General features: G+C 38.6%; 27 protein-coding genes. 1 reads left to right on the forward strand and 26 read right to left on the reverse strand.

Features of this window, described 5'->3' with window-relative positions; all coding sequences use genetic code 11:
* Positions 1–17: 17 nt before the first annotated feature.
* The 25 genes from secY to rpsL all read right to left on the reverse strand — a co-directional run bounded on the left by secY (position 18) and on the right by rpsL (position 13,980).
* Positions 18–1,334 carry a preprotein translocase subunit SecY gene (secY, locus tag ABWU86_RS01675; protein WP_293794407.1) on the reverse strand — a complete coding sequence of 439 codons (1,317 nt, stop codon included), beginning with the start codon at positions 1,332–1,334 and terminating at the stop codon, positions 18–20.
* On the reverse strand, positions 1,334–1,765 hold the full coding sequence (gene rplO / locus ABWU86_RS01680; RefSeq protein ID WP_053950320.1) for a 50S ribosomal protein L15: 432 nt from the start codon (positions 1,763–1,765) through the stop codon (positions 1,334–1,336). The genes secY and rplO overlap by 1 nt, the downstream gene beginning before the upstream one ends.
* Before the next feature lie 25 nt (positions 1,766–1,790).
* Positions 1,791–1,973 (reverse strand): 50S ribosomal protein L30, encoded by a 183-nt coding sequence (rpmD, locus tag ABWU86_RS01685; protein ID WP_034531522.1) that lies wholly within the window; start codon positions 1,971–1,973, stop codon positions 1,791–1,793.
* Positions 1,974–1,987: 14 nt separating this feature from the next.
* Complete coding sequence (gene rpsE, locus ABWU86_RS01690; RefSeq protein WP_053950321.1) at positions 1,988–2,491, reverse strand: 30S ribosomal protein S5; 504 nt, start codon at positions 2,489–2,491, stop codon at positions 1,988–1,990.
* A 20-nt stretch (positions 2,492–2,511) separates the two neighbouring features.
* Complete coding sequence (gene rplR / locus ABWU86_RS01695) at positions 2,512–2,868, reverse strand: 50S ribosomal protein L18 (protein WP_353321093.1); 357 nt, start codon at positions 2,866–2,868, stop codon at positions 2,512–2,514.
* Positions 2,869–2,922: 54 nt separating this feature from the next.
* Positions 2,923–3,462, reverse strand: a complete 540-nt coding sequence (gene rplF, locus ABWU86_RS01700) for a 50S ribosomal protein L6 (protein WP_053950323.1) — start codon at positions 3,460–3,462, stop codon at positions 2,923–2,925.
* Between the two features lie 31 nt (positions 3,463–3,493).
* Entirely contained in the window at positions 3,494–3,892 is a 399-nt protein-coding gene (gene rpsH / locus ABWU86_RS01705) for a 30S ribosomal protein S8 (protein ID WP_053950324.1), read from the reverse strand.
* Between the two features lie 33 nt (positions 3,893–3,925).
* Entirely contained in the window at positions 3,926–4,111 is a 186-nt protein-coding gene (locus ABWU86_RS01710; protein WP_034531514.1) for a type Z 30S ribosomal protein S14, read from the reverse strand.
* Positions 4,112–4,129: 18 nt separating this feature from the next.
* Positions 4,130–4,672: a 50S ribosomal protein L5 gene (rplE, locus tag ABWU86_RS01715; RefSeq protein ID WP_053950325.1), complete on the reverse strand. Its 543-nt coding sequence runs from the start codon at positions 4,670–4,672 to the stop codon at positions 4,130–4,132.
* A 28-nt stretch (positions 4,673–4,700) separates the two neighbouring features.
* Positions 4,701–5,009 carry a 50S ribosomal protein L24 gene (gene rplX / locus ABWU86_RS01720; RefSeq protein ID WP_053950326.1) on the reverse strand — a complete coding sequence of 103 codons (309 nt, stop codon included), beginning with the start codon at positions 5,007–5,009 and terminating at the stop codon, positions 4,701–4,703.
* Between the two features lie 32 nt (positions 5,010–5,041).
* Positions 5,042–5,410 (reverse strand): 50S ribosomal protein L14, encoded by a 369-nt coding sequence (gene rplN / locus ABWU86_RS01725; RefSeq protein ID WP_034531509.1) that lies wholly within the window; start codon positions 5,408–5,410, stop codon positions 5,042–5,044.
* Positions 5,411–5,467: 57 nt separating this feature from the next.
* Entirely contained in the window at positions 5,468–5,728 is a 261-nt protein-coding gene (gene rpsQ / locus ABWU86_RS01730; protein WP_053950327.1) for a 30S ribosomal protein S17, read from the reverse strand.
* Positions 5,729–5,752: 24 nt separating this feature from the next.
* Positions 5,753–5,947, reverse strand: a complete 195-nt coding sequence (gene rpmC, locus ABWU86_RS01735) for a 50S ribosomal protein L29 (RefSeq protein ID WP_034531506.1) — start codon at positions 5,945–5,947, stop codon at positions 5,753–5,755.
* Positions 5,937–6,371: a 50S ribosomal protein L16 gene (gene rplP, locus ABWU86_RS01740; protein WP_053950328.1), complete on the reverse strand. Its 435-nt coding sequence runs from the start codon at positions 6,369–6,371 to the stop codon at positions 5,937–5,939. Before rplP ends, rpmC begins: the two co-directional genes overlap by 11 nt.
* A gap of 2 nt (positions 6,372–6,373) precedes the next feature.
* On the reverse strand, positions 6,374–7,045 hold the full coding sequence (gene rpsC / locus ABWU86_RS01745) for a 30S ribosomal protein S3 (protein ID WP_353321095.1): 672 nt from the start codon (positions 7,043–7,045) through the stop codon (positions 6,374–6,376).
* 12 nt (positions 7,046–7,057) lie between these two features.
* Positions 7,058–7,405 carry a 50S ribosomal protein L22 gene (rplV, locus tag ABWU86_RS01750; protein ID WP_034531503.1) on the reverse strand — a complete coding sequence of 116 codons (348 nt, stop codon included), beginning with the start codon at positions 7,403–7,405 and terminating at the stop codon, positions 7,058–7,060.
* A 16-nt stretch (positions 7,406–7,421) separates the two neighbouring features.
* The gene (rpsS, locus tag ABWU86_RS01755; RefSeq protein ID WP_053950330.1) at positions 7,422–7,697 is read right to left on the reverse strand and encodes a 30S ribosomal protein S19; all 276 of its coding nucleotides are present in this window, start codon (positions 7,695–7,697) and stop codon (positions 7,422–7,424) included.
* A gap of 63 nt (positions 7,698–7,760) precedes the next feature.
* Entirely contained in the window at positions 7,761–8,600 is an 840-nt protein-coding gene (gene rplB / locus ABWU86_RS01760) for a 50S ribosomal protein L2 (protein WP_353321097.1), read from the reverse strand.
* Between the two features lie 25 nt (positions 8,601–8,625).
* Positions 8,626–8,913, reverse strand: coding sequence for a 50S ribosomal protein L23 (rplW, locus tag ABWU86_RS01765; RefSeq protein WP_053950332.1), 288 nt, complete (start codon positions 8,911–8,913; stop codon positions 8,626–8,628).
* Positions 8,913–9,536: a 50S ribosomal protein L4 gene (gene rplD, locus ABWU86_RS01770; RefSeq protein ID WP_053950333.1), complete on the reverse strand. Its 624-nt coding sequence runs from the start codon at positions 9,534–9,536 to the stop codon at positions 8,913–8,915. Before rplD ends, rplW begins: the two co-directional genes overlap by 1 nt.
* Before the next feature lie 17 nt (positions 9,537–9,553).
* Positions 9,554–10,189 carry a 50S ribosomal protein L3 gene (gene rplC / locus ABWU86_RS01775; RefSeq protein WP_053950334.1) on the reverse strand — a complete coding sequence of 212 codons (636 nt, stop codon included), beginning with the start codon at positions 10,187–10,189 and terminating at the stop codon, positions 9,554–9,556.
* Positions 10,190–10,223: 34 nt separating this feature from the next.
* Positions 10,224–10,532, reverse strand: a complete 309-nt coding sequence (rpsJ, locus tag ABWU86_RS01780; RefSeq protein ID WP_034531495.1) for a 30S ribosomal protein S10 — start codon at positions 10,530–10,532, stop codon at positions 10,224–10,226.
* 332 nt (positions 10,533–10,864) lie between these two features.
* On the reverse strand, positions 10,865–12,955 hold the full coding sequence (fusA, locus tag ABWU86_RS01785; protein WP_353321100.1) for an elongation factor G: 2,091 nt from the start codon (positions 12,953–12,955) through the stop codon (positions 10,865–10,867).
* 101 nt (positions 12,956–13,056) lie between these two features.
* On the reverse strand, positions 13,057–13,527 hold the full coding sequence (gene rpsG / locus ABWU86_RS01790) for a 30S ribosomal protein S7 (protein WP_053950336.1): 471 nt from the start codon (positions 13,525–13,527) through the stop codon (positions 13,057–13,059).
* Positions 13,528–13,566: 39 nt separating this feature from the next.
* A complete protein-coding gene (rpsL, locus tag ABWU86_RS01795; RefSeq protein WP_053950337.1) occupies positions 13,567–13,980 on the reverse strand; it encodes a 30S ribosomal protein S12 in 414 nt (137 codons plus the stop codon).
* A gap of 170 nt (positions 13,981–14,150) precedes the next feature.
* On the opposite strand from rpsL, the gene ABWU86_RS01800 reads away from it, so the two are divergent.
* Positions 14,151–14,801 carry a prepilin peptidase gene (locus ABWU86_RS01800; RefSeq protein ID WP_353321102.1) on the forward strand — a complete coding sequence of 217 codons (651 nt, stop codon included), beginning with the start codon at positions 14,151–14,153 and terminating at the stop codon, positions 14,799–14,801.
* 34 nt (positions 14,802–14,835) lie between these two features.
* Here the strand turns inward: ABWU86_RS01800 and rpoC are convergent, their stop codons facing one another.
* A complete protein-coding gene (gene rpoC, locus ABWU86_RS01805) occupies positions 14,836–18,501 on the reverse strand; it encodes a DNA-directed RNA polymerase subunit beta' (RefSeq protein WP_353321104.1) in 3,666 nt (1,221 codons plus the stop codon).

An 18,501-nucleotide genomic window follows, 5' to 3' on the forward strand; every position in this document is an offset into this window, starting at 1 on the left:
TACCTCCATACACACTTTTATAAATCATTTGGTCGAGTTGATTGAATGAATCCAACATATTCTTGTTTCATCATCAATCCACGAATTTGTCTAATTGTTTCGATGGCAACACCGACAACGATTAGTAAACTAGTACCACCTAAACCGATGGATTCGTCTAAATTCCAAACGTTTTGTGCAATTAAAGGAATTAATGCAACAACCCCTAGGAATAAAGCACCAACAACACTTAGTCTCATCAATACTTGAGAAACATAAGTTTGAGTACCATTCCCTGGCCAAACACCAGGAATGTAACTTCCTTGCTTTTGTAAGTTTTCTGAAAGTTTTTCAGGGTTAACTTGAACAAATGCATAGAAGAATGTAAAGACAACAATTAATACAGTGTATAGGGTAGCACCAGATAGAGTTTGCATATTGAATATGCTACTCATAAGTTGGTACCAACCATCACCAGAATGTTTACTTGCAAAGAAAAGCAAAATAGCTTGTGGTGTTGAAATAAACGAACTGGCGAAGATAACAGGGATAACACCAGCAACGTTAACCTTCAATGGAAGGTAACTGTTTTCGCCAGCACCTGTTTCTCTTCTAGTATATTGAATTGGAATCCTACGTTCAGCTTGTTGGAACCAGGTAACAAAAGTAACAATTACTAGGATTACTAAGAATAGCGCAACTAAGAATAAGATAGATGGCCATAATTGTGAAGAAGTATCTCCAACGATGTATTCCTTATATAATTGTTGAACTCCTGTAGGGATTCTTGCGATGATACCAGCGAAAATGATCATTGAAACACCTTGACCAATTCCTCGATCTGTAATCATGTCACCCATCCAAGTTGTTAACATTGAACCACCGGTTAAAATTAAACCGATACTCAAATAAGTAGCAGGACCAGGATTTTGAACAAGGTTCAAACTGCTTAAAGTGTTAAATCCGGCTGTAATTCCAATTGACTGCACGAAAGCAAGGAATACTGTAAGTACTCGAGTAACTTGGTTCAACTTACGTCTACCAACGTCACCTTGCTTACTCCATTCAACAAAACGTGGGACAATGTCCATTTGTAATAGTTGAACGATGATTTGCGCAGTAATATATGGTGAAACACCCATAGCAAATAGTGAATAATTAGTTAATCCACCACCACTAAAGGTGTTTAAAATGCTAACTAAGCCAGATGAAGCAACGCTTTGGAGTGCTTTAGCGTTTATACCAGGGACTGTAATATAAGCACCTAGTCTAAATACAATCAATACTCCCAAAGTAAACATGATCTTATTTCTAATATCTTTCACTTTAAAAGCGTTTTTCAAGGCTGATAGCATTAGATCACCTCGATCTTACCGCCAGCATTTTCGATTGCTGACTTAGCAGCGTCAGAAAACTTGTTAGCTTTAACAGTTAGCTTCTTGTTAAGTTCACCGTTACCAAGAATCTTGATACCGTCTTTAGCGTTCTTAACAATACCAGCTTCCATTAGGCTTTCTGGTGTAACTTCAGCACCGTCGTCAAATAAATCTAAAGTAGATAAGTTAACGATAGCGTATTCCTTACGGTTAATGTTAGTGAAACCACGTTTTGGAATTCTACGGTAGAAAGGCATTTGGCCCCCTTCGAATCCTACACGTGTCTTACTACGAGCCTTTTGACCCTTTTGTCCACGACCAGAAGTCTTACCTTTACTTCCTAATCCACGACCTAGACGTTGTCTTGATGAGCGTGAACCTTCGGCAGCTTTTAATTCATGTAATTTCATTTGAAGTGCACCTCCTTGTTATTTATTACTTAACTTGTTCAACTTTAACTAAGTGTGCAATATGGAACAGAGCTCCACGAGTTGCTTCGTTATCAGGTTTAACAACAGTACTGTTAATACGACCTAAACCTAGCGCCTTAACAATTTTACGTTGTTTGGGGAGACGGTGTTCTGCACTGTGAGTTAAAGTAATCTTTAATTGAGCCATCTTCTAACCCCTCCTTATTCTGCTAAATGTTGAGCAGATACGCCACGTAAAGTAGCAACTTTGTCTGCACTCTTCAATGCTTTTAGTCCTTCGAAAGTAGCACGAATTGCATTGATTGGAGTATCTGAACCTAAACGTTTACTTGTAACATCGTCAATACCAGCTAATTCCATAACTGAACGAACGGCACCACCAGCGGCAACACCAGAACCTTCTTCAGCAGGTTTTAACATGATCTTACCGCCACCGTAAGTACCGATAATTTCATGAGGAATAGTAGTACCAACCTTGGGAACAGTAATTAAGTTCTTACGACCATCTTCAACAGCTTTACGGATTGCGTCTGGAACTTCTTGAGCTTTACCAGTACCAAATCCTACGTGACCGTTTCTATCACCAACAACAACTAATGCAGCAAAACGTAGACGACGTCCACCCTTTACAACCTTAGTAATACGGTTGATTGATACGACAGTATCTTCAAGTTCTAATTTATTTGGATCAATAAATTCAGCCATTGTGGTTATTCCTCCTTTTATTAAAATTCTAGTCCGTTTTCACGTGCAGCTTCAGCAAGAGCTTGAACACGTCCGTGGTATAAGTAACCACCACGATCGAAAACAACATTTTTAACATTTTTTTCAACGGCACGTTTTGCGACTACAGCACCAACAGATGATGCTTGTTCAGTCTTGTTTGAACCGCTAACTTCTTTATCTAGAGTTGAGGCACTAGCAAGCGTAACACCCGCTACGTCATCAATAACTTGAGCGTAGATGTTTTTGTTAGAACGGTAAACGTTCAAACGTGGGCACACAGCAGTACCAGAGATTTTGTTACGGACACGTAAATGACGACGTTGACGTGTCTTATTTTTATCTGGTTTATTAATCAAAATAGTCACCTCTTAAATATTAATTAAAATAGTTAAGCAACGAGATTTAACTCATTACTTACCAGTCTTACCTTCTTTACGACGTACAACTTCGTTTTCGTAACGAATACCTTTACCCTTGTAAGGTTCTGGTGAACGTACGGCACGAACACGAGCTGCAAAGTCACCAACGTGTTCTTTGTTAATACCGCTAACAGTAATAGTTAAACTGTCAGGAGTTTCAACTTTAAGATCTTCGTTGATTTCCATTTCAACAGGGTTAGAGTAACCAACGTTTAATTCTAGGACAGAACCTTTAGCTTGAGCACGGTAACCAACACCGACTAGCTTAAGTGTCTTAGTAAAACCATTTGATACACCTTCAACCATGTTGTTTAAGTTAGCACGCATAGTACCGTGCATTGCACGGGTCTTGTTATCGTATCTAACTGCTGGTTCGAATGATACGACGTTTCCGTCAACATTCATCTTGATGATTGGTGAGAATTCACGAGTTAGTGAACCCTTAGCACCTTTAACAGTTACGTTGTTACCTTCAGTTGATAATTCAACACCTTCAGGTAAAACAATCTTTCTGTAACCAATACGACTCATTTCATTACACCTCCAGTTCAAGCAAAAAGTATTACCAAATGTATGCTAATACTTCTCCACCAATTTTTTTAGCACGAGCTTCTTTATCAGTGATAACACCTTCAGAAGTTGAGATAATTGCAATACCTAAACCATTTAATACCTTAGGAATTGAATCAGATTTTACGTATGAACGTAGACCTGGTTTTGAGATACGTTTCAAACCAGAGATAACACGTTCGTTGTCTTTACCATATTTTAGGAATACGCGGATAACGCCTTGTTTGTCGTCTTCAACGTATTCAACGTCGCGTACGAAACCTTCACGTTTTAAGATTTCAGCGATGTTCTTTTTGATTTTTGAAGCTGGAACTTCAACAGAATCGTGACGTACCATGTTGGCGTTACGAATTCTAGTTAAAAAGTCAGCGATTGGATCTGTCATGGACATTAACGTAGACCTCCTATCTAAATGTAGTTAATTTTACCAACTTGCCTTCTTCATACCAGGGATTTGGCCTTTGTGAGCTAGATCTCTGATACATAGACGGCATAAATGAAATTTCTTGTAAACTGAATGAGGTCTACCACAGCGTTCACAACGAGTGTAATTTCTTGTTGAGAATTTGGCAGGACGTTCACTTTTTACAACTAATGCTTTTCTAGCCATAGTATTTATACCCTCCTATTATTTTGCAAATGGCATACCGAATTGAGTTAACAATTCTTTGGATTCTTCGTCAGTGTTAGCAGTTGTAACAATAACAATGTCTAATCCACGTACACGATTAACGTTATCGTAGTTAATTTCTGGGAAAATTAATTGTTCACGAATACCTAGAGTGTAGTTACCACGTCCATCAAATGAACGCTTGTTAACACCGTGGAAATCACGAACACGTGGTAATGAAACGTTAACTAACTTGTCTAAGAAGTCGTACATACGTTCACCACGTAAAGTAACTTTCGCACCAATTGACATACCTTCACGTAAACGGAAACCAGCGATTGATTTCTTAGCTTTGGTAACAAGTGGTTTTTGACCAGAGATTTGAGTTAATTCAGCGACAGCTTCGTCTAGGTTCTTAGCGTTAGTAACAGCGTCACCAACACCCATGTTAAGAACGATTTTTTCGATCTTTGGAGCTTGCATGATTGATGAGTAGTTAAACTTATCAACTAATGCTTTTGAAATTTCAGTTTTGTATTTATCTTGTAAACGGTTTGACATGGAAAGGTATCCTCCTTTCAATTAAATTTTAATCGATTGATTTGTTTGATTTTTTAGAAATACGAACTTTCTTACCATTTTCAAATTTGAATCCAACCTTAGTTGGTTCGTTTGTTGATGGGTCAATTAACATAACGTTTGAAACATGAATTGGAGCTTCAACTTCATTAATGCCACCTTGTGGGTTAGCTTGAGAAGCTTTTTGATGTTTCTTTACGATGTTAATACCTTCAACGATTACGCGATCTTTTGAGGCAATAGTCTTGGTAACAGTTCCTTCTTTACCTTTGTCTTTACCACTAATAACGCGAACTTTGTCACCAGTTTTAATAAACATTTATTGGCACCTCCTTGGTTGACATTTGTTAATTAAAGTACTTCAGGGGCTAGAGAAACGATCTTCATGAATTCGTTGTCACGTAGTTCACGTGCAACTGGTCCAAAGATACGAGTTCCCTTAGGACTTTTATCATCTTGAACAAGTACGGCAGCATTTTCATCGAAACGGATGTATGAACCATCTGCACGACGTGATACTGACTTAGTTCTTACGATAACAGCTTTAACAACGTCACCCTTTTTGACAACGCCACCTGGTGTTGCTTGTTTTACAGTAGCAACAATAATATCACCGATACCTGCATATCTTCTGCTTGATCCGCCTAAAACTTTGATAGTTAAAAGTTCACGAGCACCTGAGTTATCAGCAACTTTCAAACGACTTTCTTGTTGAATCATAGCTAATACCCTCCTTCCGGTATTTACTCAGAATACGATAAAAATTAATCACTTATATTAGATAATAACGGCTTTTTCAACGATATTAACTAAACGGAAATTCTTAGTAGCTGATAGCTTACGTGTTTCCATAATTTCTACAATGTCACCAATTTTTGCTTCATTGTTTTCATCATGAGCTTTGTACTTCTTTGAGTACTTAACACGTTTTCCGTAAGTAGAATGTGTTTTGTAAGTTTCAACAACAACTGTGATGGTTTTGTCCATCTTGTCAGAAACAACACGGCCTCTGTAGACCTTACGCATATTACGTTCCATATTACGTTGACCTCCTATCGTATTCTATTTGTTTAGTTCTTGTTGACGCAATGCAGTTTTGATACGTGCAATGTTCTTACGAACTTGTTTCAATCTTGCAGTGTTTTCCAATTGACCAGTAGCTAATTGAAAACGAAGGTTGAATAATTCTTCTTTGTAGCTTTGTTCTTTTTCATGCATTTGAGCAGTGGTTAGTTCATTAATTTCTTTAGCCTTCATTTGATTCGCCACCTACTTCCTCACGTTTAATAATCTTTGTTCGAACAGGAAGTTTAGCTGAAGCTAAACGTAAAGCTTCTAGAGCAACTTCTTCAGAAACTCCACCAACTTCGAATAGGACTTTTCCACGTTTAACTGGAGCAACCCATCCGGCTGGAGTACCTTTACCATTACCCATACGAACCCCTACACCTTTTTCAGTGTAAGACTTGTGAGGGAAAATTTTAATCCAAACTTTCCCACCACGCTTCATGTGTCTTGTCATAGCAATACGACAAGCTTCGATTTGACGGTTAGTGATCCAATGTGAATCAGTTGATTGTAAACCAAATTCACCGAATGAAACAGTGTTTCCACCTTTTGAAGTACCGCGTAATTTACCACGGTGTTCACGACGGAACTTAACACGTTTTGGTACTAGCATGTTTATTTCCCTCCTTTATCGTTTTCTTGAGCATCGTTAACTGCTTGTGGTAAAACTTCACCACGGTAGATCCAAGTTTTTACACCAATTGATCCGTAAGTAGTGTGAGCTTCTTCCCATGAGTAGTCGATGTCTGCTCTCAATGTGTGCAATGGAACAGTTCCTTCAGCGTATGCTTCCACACGTGACATATCTGCACCATTTAGACGACCAGCAACTTGAGTTTTGATACCCTTAGCACCGGCACGACGAGCACGTTGCATTGATTGACGCATTGCACGACGGAATGCTACACGGCCTTCCAATTGACGAGCAATGTTTTCACCAACAAGTTTAGCATCTAAATCAGGTTTCTTGATTTCGATGATGTTGATGTGAACTCTCTTACCTGTTAAATTGTTTAATTCGTTACGAAGATTTTCGACTTCTGATCCGCCCTTACCAATAACCATACCTGGTTTAGCAGTATGAATTGAAACGTTAACACGCTTTGCAGCACGTTCAATAACAACTCTTGATACGGAAGCGTCAGCGAGTCTCTTACTAATGTATTCACGGATTTTTAGGTCTTCATTAATGTTGTTAGCAAAATCAGCTTTTTCAGCGTACCATTTTGCGTCCCAATCGCGAATAATTCCGACACGTAATCCAGTAGGATTTACTTTTTGACCCACGGCTAATCCCTCCTATTTTTCTGAAACTACAACTGTGATATGACTAGTACGTTTGTTAATTGGAGAAGCAGAACCCTTTGCACGAGGACGGAAACGTTTTAGTGTTGGTCCTTCGTTAACAAAAACTTCGCTTACTACCAAGTCTTCACGATCTAAATCAAAATTATTTTCTGCATTTGCTACAGCTGACATTAAAACTTTTGAAACAACTGGTGAAGCTCCTCTTGGAGTGAACTTCAAGATTGCAGCTGCTTCTGAAACGCTTTTACCTCTAATAAGATCAACTACAAGGCGGACCTTACGTGCGGCGATGCGAACAGTTCTAGCAGTAGCTTTTGCTGATGTAACTTGTTCAGCCATTTGTTATCCTCCTTGCTTAAACAGTTTTCTTATCGTCATTTCCATGTCCATGGAAAGTACGAGTTGGTACAAATTCACCTAATTTGTGACCTACCATATCTTCTTGAATATATACTGGAACGTTTTTTCTTCCATCATAAACAGCGATAGTGTAGCCAATGAAACTAGGGAAGATTGTTGAACGACGTGACCATGTCTTGATTACGTCTTTTTTGTCTTGGTCTTTTTGAGCATCAATTTTCTTTAAAAGATGCGCATCGGCAAAAGGTCCCTTTTTTAAACTACGAGACATTATGAAACCTCCTCTTCAAAATCAGTATAGGGAAGTATATACCCGAAGGTATAACTTAGTTTATTACATCTTTGATCCCTTACGACGGCGAACAATGAACTTGTTAGAACGAGCACTCTTACTACGAGTCTTCTTACCAACAGTCTTTTTGTGCCATGGTGATAATGGTGATGGGTAACCAACAGGAGCTTTACCTTCACCACCACCATGAGGGTGATCGTTAGGGTTCATTACAGAACCACGAACGTGTGGACGTTGGCCCTTGTAACGGTTACGACCAGCTTTACCAACATTAACTAATGAGTGTTCTTCGTTACCGATACTACCGATAGTGGCACGGTTAACTGAAAGAATCATACGAACTTCTCCAGATGCTAGACGAACTAGTACGTATTTTCCTTCCTTACCCAATAGTTGAGCTGAAGTACCAGCAGAACGAACTAATTGTCCACCCTTACCTGGTTTTAATTCGATATTGTGAATAACAGTACCTACAGGGATATCCTTCAATGCTAAAGCATTACCAGGTTTGATGTCAGCGTTTGGTCCTGATTGAACCTTATCACCAACTTTTAGACCCTTAGGTGCTAGAATGTATGACTTAATACCGTCAGTGTATACAACTAACGCAATGTTAGCAGTACGGTTTGGATCGTATTCGATAGTCTTAACGATACCGTCTACATCATCATGGTTACGTTTGAAATCAATAATACGGTATTGATTCTTGTTACCACCACCACGGTGACGAACAGTCATGCGACCAGAGTTGTTACGACCAGCTGAGTGTGACTTAGAAGCCAATAATGACTTTTCAGGCTTTGTCTTAGTCAAACCGCTGTAGTCAAGACTAGTCATGTTACGGCGACCATTGCTGGTTGGTTTGTATTTTTTAATAGCCACGGTGTTTTCCTCCTAAATTGATATTTTATTTATTGCTAAATAAGTTAATTTCTTTTGAATCGTTTGATAAAGTAACGATAGCCTTACGACGCTTCTTAGTGTAACCTGAGAAACGGCCTTGGCGCTTTAGCTTACCTTTTAGATTCATAATATTTACATTTGCAACTGTAACATCAAAGATGTCTTCGATTGCGTTTTTCACTTGTGTTTTAGTTGCTCGTAAGTCAACATCAAAAGTGTATTTCTTTTCATCCATCATTGCAGTTGATTGTTCTGTAATTACAGGACGTAGGATAATATCACGTGATTCCATTATGCGAGCACCTCCTCTACTTGAGAAAGAGCAGCCTTTGTGATGACAATCTTGTCACTGTTTACTACGCTCAAAGTGTTTAAACCTTTAGCTGAAACGATTTCAACATTCTTAAGGTTACGAGCTGATAAAGCAGCATTCTTGTTGTCTTCTTCCAAGACTACTAATGTCTTAGTTGAAGCATTTAGCTTGTTTAGTGCTTCTGAGAAATCTTTAGTCTTAGGAGCATCGAAACTTAATGAATCAACAACTACGAAGCTGTCGTTAGCAACTTTTTCTGATAAAACAGACTTGATAGCTAAACGGCTAACTTTCTTTGGTAAGTGGTAGCTGTATGAACGAGGAGTAGGTCCGAAGACGATTCCACCTCCACGCCATTGTGGTGAACGGATTGAACCTTGACGAGCACGTCCAGTACCCTTTTGACGCCATGGCTTCTTACCACCACCTCTAACAGCGCTTCTGTTCTTTACAGCGTGTGTACCTTGGCGCATTGATGCTCTTTGCATCAAAACAACGTCAAATACAACACTGTCGTTTTGTTCGATAGCAAAAATTTCATCGTTTAATTCAACGTTACCGTTTTTGCTACCATCTTGTTTGTATAATGCTACGCTTGTCATTTATGGTTCCTCCTTTCTTATTTTTGTGATCCGCGAGCTGCAGATTTAACAGTAAGGAATGACTTGTTGGCACCAGGAACGTTACCTTTAATTAAAAGTACGTTGTTGTCAACGTCAGCCTTAACAATTTCAAGATTTTGAATTGTAACTTGTTTGTTACCCATTCTACCTGGTAATTTCATACCCTTAGTAACACGGTTGATAATTACACCAAGTGAACCAGGACGACGGTGGTATCTAGAACCGTGAGTTTCAGGACCTCTAGCTTGACCATCCTTATGAATGTTACCTTGGTAACCATGACCCTTTGTGATACCTGTTACATCTACGATGTCACCGGCTTCAAAAATGTCTGCCTTGATTTCGTCTGCTACATTGTAATCGCTAAGCTCAACATCTCTGATTTCTTTAATGAAGCGCTTAGGATTTGTATTTGCTTTTGCTACATGACCCTTTTCTGGTTTGTTACTTAAAACATCACGTTTATCTTCGTAACCAAGTTGAATAGCATTGTATCCATCAGTTTCAGTTGATTTAGTTTGTAGAACAACGTTAGGAGTTACATCTACAACAGTAACTGGAACTAATTCACCGTTATCAGTGAAAACTTGAGTCATTCCGATTTTTCTACCTAAGATTCCTTTTTTGGTCATGAGTACACCTCCGATATATTGTAATTTTGATTAATTATAGTTTAATTTCGATATCAACACCACTTGGTAAATCAAGTTTCATTAATGAATCAACTGTTTTTGGTGTTGGGTTTAAGATGTCGATTAAACGCTTGTGAGTCAACATTTCAAATTGTTCACGTGACTTCTTAAACTTATGTGGTGAAGCTAGAACAGTATAAACGGTTCTATCAGTTGGCAATGGAATTGGACCAGAAACACTAGCACCAGTTCTTTGCGCAGTAGCCACAATCTTTTCAGCTGATTGATCTAAAGTACGGTGTTCATATGCCTTTAAACGGATACGAATCTTTTGTTTTGCCATTATTTTCCCTCCTCGTCTGTATTTAAAATACGACTAACTCCGTGGAAATTACCGGCACGCCCCATCATGGCAAAGCGGCCGGGTGTGTCGCAACCTCCCACATCAACGCTACTCTCGTATCTGCTTGAGAGCATACTAATCCCTCGAACAGGTACTTGTCTATAATACTAGAATTTTCAAGCCTTTTCAAGGGTTTTAGCTCTTTTTTTGAAATTTTTTTGAAATATTTTTTCATAAACTTTTTTCAATTTTTTGAAATTTTTTTATTTTTTTCGAAAAAAAGCATAAAAAAAGAAACGTAATAAAAATTACGTTTCTTTTTGAGGAAACTATTAAGCGTTTCCACCATTCTTTTCAATGATTTCAGTTTGTACTGCAGCAGGAACTGGTGAGTAGTGATCAAATGTCATTGAGAAAGTACCTCTACCTTGAGATGCTGAACGCAATGTAGTTGCGTAACCAAACATTTCTGATAGTGGAACCATAGCATGGATAAGTTGAGCTTTGTTTCTAACTTCCATACCATCAACGTTACCACGACGAGCAGTAACTTGTCCCATAACGTCACCCATGTATTCTTCTGGAACCACGATATCAACTTTCATGATTGGTTCTAGAATAACAGGACCAGCTGACTTAGCAGCTTCTTTCAATGCGATTGATGCAGCAACCTTAAATGCGGCTTCTGATGAATCGACATCATGGTAACTACCATCGTATAACTTAGCCTTAACGTCAATCAATGGGTAACCGGCAAGAACACCGTTTTCCATTGATTCTTTAAGACCTTGTTCTACTGAAGGAATGTATTCACGAGGAACAACCCCACCAACGATAGCGTTTTCGAATTCGAAACCTTTACCAGTTTCGTTAGGAGTAAATTCAATCCATACGTCCCCGTATTGACCTTTACCACCAGATTGACGAACGAATTTACCTTGAGCCTTAGTTGGCTTAGTAAATGCTTCTCTGTAAGCAACTTGAGGTTGACCAATAGTTGCTTCAACCTTAAATTCACGTTTCATACGGTCAACGATGATGTTCAAGTGAAGTTCACCCATTCCGGCGATAATAGTTTCACCAGTTTCACTATCAGTTTCAGCCTTGAAAGTAGGATCTTCTTCAGATAGTTTTTGTAGGGCAATGTTCATCTTGTCTTGGTCAGCCTTAGTCTTAGGTTCAACAGAAACAGAGATAACTGGATCTGGGAAGACCATTGATTCTAGATGTAATGGGTGCTTTTGATCAGTTAGAGAATCACCAGTAGTAGTGTTCTTCAAACCGATAGCGGCAGCGATATCACCTGAGAATACTTCATCAATTTCAGTTCTATCATTTGAGTGCATTTGTAGTAAACGACCAACACGTTCACGTTTGTCCTTAGTTGCGTTAAGAACGTATGAACCTGATTCTAGAGTACCTTGGTATACACGGATAAATGTTAGACGACCAACGAATGGGTCAGTTGCAACCTTAAATGCTAAGGCAGCAAATGGCTTTTCGTCATCAGCTTTAAGTTCGATGTTTTCACCACTGTCAGGATCAGTAGCCTTGTATGGGCGAACATCTAGAGGTGATGGTAGGTAATCTAAAACGGCGTCCATTAACATTTGGATACCTTTGTTCTTGAATGCAGAACCAGCAAGAACTGGGTAGAATTCAAGGTTCAAAGTACCTCTACGGATACCAGCTTTGATTTCATCGTTGGTAACTTCTTCACCTTCAAGGAATTTTTCCATAACACTGTCATCAATATCAGCAATTGCTTCAATTAAGTCAGCACGAGCTTGTTCAGCTTTTTCTTTGTATTCTTCTGGAATTTCAACGATGTCATATTCTGAACCGTTTTCATCCAAATCGTAAACGTATGCTTTCATTTCAATTAAGTCGATAACACCTTCAAAGGTATCTTCTTTACCAATTGGTAATTGAATAGCATGTGCGTTAGCATCTAGACGTTCATGTAATGATTCAACAGATGCTTCAAAGTCAGCACCTAGCTTATCCATCTTGTTAGCAAATACGATACGTGGTACTTCGTATTCTGAAGCTTGACGCCAAACAGTTTCTGTTTGAGGTTCTACCCCAGCGGCAGCATCCAAAATAGTAATTGAACCATCTAGAACACGAAGTGAACGTTCAACTTCGGCAGTGAAGTCCACGTGTCCTGGTGTATCGATAATGTTGATACGAGTATCTTTCCAACGAGCTGTAGTAGCGGCTGAAGTAATAGTGATACCACGTTCTTGTTCTTGAACCATCCAGTCCATTTGTGAAGCACCATCATGAGTTTCACCAATCTTGTGGATTCTACCAGTGTAGTACAAGATACGTTCTGTAGCAGTTGTTTTACCAGCATCGATATGAGCAGTGATACCGATGTTACGAGTTTTTTCTAATGGGAATTCACGTTTGTTAGCCATTATAAAAAATTTCTCCTCTCAAAATAAATCACTTTTGTAAAAAAGTGGCTAATACCAGTTCATTAGCCACTAATTAAATGTACGTTAGTCGTACGGTTATTTTACCAACGGAAGTGAGCAAATGCACGGTTAGCTTCTGCCATCTTATGAGTGTCTTCACGTTTCTTAACTGAAGCACCTGTATTGTTAGCAGCATCCATGATTTCACGACCTAGTCGTTCAACCATTGTGTGTTCACCACGTAGACGTGCGTAGTTTACGATCCAACGTAAACCAAGAGTAACACGACGGTCTGGACGTACTTCGATAGGAACTTGGTAGTTTGATCCACCAACACGACGAGCCTTAACTTCTAGTACAGGCATAACGTTGTTCATAGCTTCTTCGAATACGTCAACTGGTTCGTTACCAGTTTCTTTCTTAATAAGATCGAATGCACCATATAAAATTTCTGATGCAGTTCCTCTCTTACCATCTAACATCAAACGGTTAATTAAACTTGTAACTAACTTTGAGTTGTAGATTGGATCAGGAAGAACTTCACGTTTTTGAATGTTTCCTTTTCTTGGCATTTAAAAATCCTCCTCGTTTTTTATAGCGGAATTAATGTTTTAGTCCTTAGGTTTCTTAGTACCGTATTTTGAACGACTTTGACGACGATCAGCAACACCGGCAGTATCTAGAGCACCACGGATGATGTGGTAACGTACCCCAGGTAAATCCTTAACACGACCACCACGAATTAAAACAACACTATGTTCTTGAAGGTTGTGACCAATACCAGGAATGTATGCAGTAACTTCAATCAAGTTTGATAGTCTAACACGGGCGTACTTACGTAGAGCTGAGTTAGGCTTCTTTGGAGTCATAGTACCCACACGGGTAGCTACTCCACGTTTTTGAGGAGCAGGGTTGTTAGTTTGCTTCTTCTTGTAACTGTTATACCCATGGTTTAAAGCTGGGGCTTTTGATTTAGAACTTCTAGAATGACGACCTTTACGTACTAATTGGTTAATAGTAGGCATCTAAAAATTCCTCCTTCCAATAAAATTTATTTTTAAGTCCACACATCCAGGTGGTTCTTTTTTATGTAAAAGTTCACCGGATGAATAAGCACTTAATAATATTATCACGCTGATAAAATAGTGTCAACGTTTTTCCGAATTCTTTCGTATTTATTGTTGAGGTGTTTTTAATGTTAATTATTTCTATTTTAGGCGCTTGTGTTGGTTCGTTCATTGCTGCCCTCTTCAATCGCTACAAACATCATCAATCACTTTCTGGCAGATCACAGTGCGATCACTGTCATCATAGATTAAAGTGGATTGATTTAATTCCAATTATTAGTTTTGTATTACTGGCAGGAAAGTGTCGTTACTGTCGACAAACGATTTCTTCTTTCTCAACTTTTATTGAAATTAATTTATTGATTTTGTATCCGTTAATTTATTCAATTGCGCATTCAATATCCCTATTAATCATCATATCGATTTTATTATATTTATCAATGCAAGATATGGAATCGATGAAAGTTTCCAATAATCCGTTACTCGCTTTATTATGTTTTACTATCGTCCACAGTAATCTTTTATCTATTGAAATCATTCTGCCGATTTATTTATCATTTTCGATATTAAATCAACGACTATCTATGGTTGGCCAAGCTGACATTGATATTTTATGCATATTATATTTAATGTTCTCTACTGCCATTCTTTACATTATTATCATTGCCTGCGTATATGCATTAATCTATTTTTTTATAAACCGATTTCGAGTTCATTATATTCCATTTGTTCCATATATATACTTAGCCGTTTTAACTTTTCTATGTATACAAAAATAGCAACCACATAAATGTGGTTGCTATTTTTTAAATATTATTGATTTACATCGTCTTCGTTTTCGTGCATGCGTTGTTCAATATCGCTTAGCGTGAAAACATCGTTTGAACCTACTTTTGGTGTTTCTGGTTCTTCAACTTTAGCGTTAATTTCGCCGTAAGTCTTCATACCAGTACCAGCAGGGATTAGCTTACCAATAATAACATTTTCCTTAAGACCAACTAATGGATCGTTCTTACCACGGATAGCAGCATCAGTTAATACACGAGTAGTTTCTTGGAATGATGCAGCTGATAAGAAACTGTTAGTTTCTAGGGCAGCCTTAGTAATTCCTAGGATAACTGGACGTGCAGTTGCTGGAATCTTACCAGTAATAACTGCTTCAGCATTAGCTTCCTTAAAGTCATTAATATCCATTAAAGTACCTGGAAGAACATCAGTGTCACCTGAATCCATGATTCTAACCTTACGTAGCATTTGACGAACCATGATTTCAGCATGCTTATCACTAACTTCTACCCCTTGCATACGGTAAGTCTTTTGAACTTCACTTAGCAAGTATACTTCAGTTGATAGTGAGTCACGAACCTTGATAAGTTCCTTAGGATCAATTGAACCTTCGTTAATTGCTTGTCCTCTGTGGATGAAGTCACCTTCAACAACGTTCATACGAGCATTAATTGGAACTTTGTAAGTTCTAGTGTCAGCGTCACCCTTAATAGTAACTTCTTTAACTCTTTCAGCAGGGTTTTCTTCGATTAAGCTTACAGTACCAGTAACTTCGGTAATTTCAGCTTTACCTTTAGGATTTCTTGCTTCAAAGATTTCTTGAACACGAGGAAGACCTTGAGTGATATCGGCGTTACCGGCAACCCCACCAGTATGGAAGTTTCTCATAGTTAATTGAGTACCAGGTTCACCAATTGATTGAGCAGCAACAGTACCAACTGCTTCACCAACTTCAACAGGTGATCCAGTTGCTAAGTTACGACCATAACATCTTTCACAAACCCCGTGAACTGTGTTACAAGTGAATGCTGAACGAATTTCAACTTCTTCGATACCAGCAGCTTCAATTGCTTTAGCTTCTGGTTCGTTGATCATTTGATTATGCTTAACAATTACTTCACCAGTTTCTGGGTGTTTAACTGTCTTCATAGCATATCTACCAATGATACGATCGTATAATGGTTCAATCATTTCGTTACCTTGAGTCAAGGCAGCAACGATAACACCACGGTCAGTACCACAGTCTTGTTCTCTGATAATAACGTCTTGAGCAACATCAACCAAACGACGGGTTAAGTAACCTGAGTTGGCAGTCTTCAAGGCAGTATCAGTCATACCTTTACGGGCACCATGGGTAGAAATGAACATTTCCAAAACAGATAGACCTTCACGGAAGTTCGCAGTGATAGGAAGTTCCATGATTTCACCGTTAGGAGCGGCCATCAATCCACGCATACCAGCTAGTTGAGTAAAGTTAGAGATGTTACCACGAGCTCCAGAATCACTCATCATAAAGATAGGGTTTTGAGGGTCGAAGTTCTTCAACAAGTCGTTTTGAATTTCATCCTTAGCATCACTCCAGATACCAATAACTCTTTCATAACGTTCTTGATCAGTAATCAAACCACGACGGAATTGTTTAGTAACGTTTTCAACTTTCTTGTGTGATTCAGCAATAATTTGAGGTTTTGATTTCAAATCAGTGATATCAGTAACCCCAACAGTTAAACCAGACTTAGTTGATTCGTTGTAACCTAAGTCCTTCATTCTATCTAGTAGTTGTGAAGTTTCAGTTACTTTGTATTGTTTGTAAACTTCAGCGATGATATCTGATAGGAAACCTTTCTTAAATGCACCGTTTAATGGAGCATTCTTTAGGTGTTCATGGATATCTTCACCTGGTTCTAGGAAGAAACTATCTGATAAGTGACCGTGTAGGTTAGTATCAGTTGGTTCATTCAAGTATTGGAATGAATCTGGAAGAATACCGTTAAAGATAATCTTACCAATAGTTGTAACTAGAATCTTGTTCTTTTGTTCGTCAGTGAATGGCTTTTCACTCATTGATGAAGCAGCAATACCAACACGTGTGTGCCAGTGGGTTAAACCACTTTGGTATGAAAGCTTAGCTTCTTCAGGAGTGTTAAAGATCATACCTTCACCTTCACGACCTTCTTCTTCCATAGTTAGGTAGTAGTTACCGATAACCATATCTTGAGAAGGAGCAACGATAGGATTACCGTCACGAGGTGCAAGGATATGAGTTGCAGCAAGCATTAATAGTCTTGATTCAGCTTGTGCTTCATCTGATAAAGGAACATGGATGGCCATTTGGTCACCATCAAAATCGGCGTTGTAAGCTTCACAGGCTAATGGGTGAAGACGCATTGATTTACCTGAAACCAACACTGGTTCGAATGCTTGAATACCTAATCTATGCAATGTAGGCGCACGGTTAAGTAATACTGGATGTTCTTTAATAACATCATCTAAAACATCGAATACTTCTTCATCTTTACGTTCGATTTGACGTTTAGCAGACTTAATGTTTGATGCACTACCACGTTTTACAAGTTCTTTCATAATGAAAGGCTTGAATAATTCCATGGCCATTGGAACTGGAAGTCCCATTTGGTTGAACTTCAAGAAAGGTCCAACATCAATAACTGAACGACCAGAGTAATCAACACGCTTACCAAGTAAGTTTTGTCTGAAACGACCTTGCTTACCTTTAAGCATATGTGATAGAGACTTAAGTGGACGGTTACCAGGACCGGCAACAGGACGACCACGACGACCGTTATCGATTAAAGCATCAACAGCTTCTTGTAACATACGTTTTTCGTTTTGAACGATGATACCAGGAGCATGTAGATCTAATAGTCTCTTCAAACGGTTATTTCTGTTAATAACACGACGGTACAAGTCATTTAAGTCAGAAGTAGCGAAACGGCCACCTTCTAGTTGTACCATCGGTCTTAAGTCAGGTGGAATAACAGGAATTGCTTCCATTACCATCCAAGATAAGTCATTACCAGATTGTAAGAAGGCTTCTAGAATATCTAGACGTCTAACCGCTCTAACACGTTTTTGACCAGTAGCTTTCTTAAGTTCATCTTTTAGTTCTGCAACTTCTTTATTGATATCAACATTGTTCAATAAAGTTCTAATTGCTTCAGCACCAATTTTTGCTTGGAAACGATTACCGTATTCTAGTTTCTTGTCACGGTAATCTTGTTCTGAAATTAGTTGCTTGTTTTCTAGTGGAGTATCACCAGGATCAGTAACAACGTATGAAGCAAAGTAGATAATTTCTTCCAAAGCACGTGGACTCATGTCTAATACAAGACCCATTCTACTTGGAATACCCTTGAAGTACCAAATGTGTGTTACTGGAGCAGCAAGTTCAATGTGTCCCATACGTTCACGACGTACTTTGGCACGAGTAACTTCAACTCCACAACGGTCACAGACAATACCTTTATATCTAATACGTTTATATTTACCACAAGCACATTCCCAATCCTTTGTAGGACCAAAAATTCTTTCGTCGAATAGACCGTCTTTTTCTGGTTTTAAGGTTCTGTAGTTAATAGTTTCTGGCTTTTTAACTTCACCAAATGACCAACTACGAATCTTATCAGAAGAAGCTAATCCAATTTGCATGCTTGAAAATTTATTTACATCGACCAA

It is taken from the genome of Apilactobacillus pseudapinorum, from assembly GCF_040369555.1.
Lineage (GTDB): Bacteria > Bacillota > Bacilli > Lactobacillales > Lactobacillaceae > Apilactobacillus.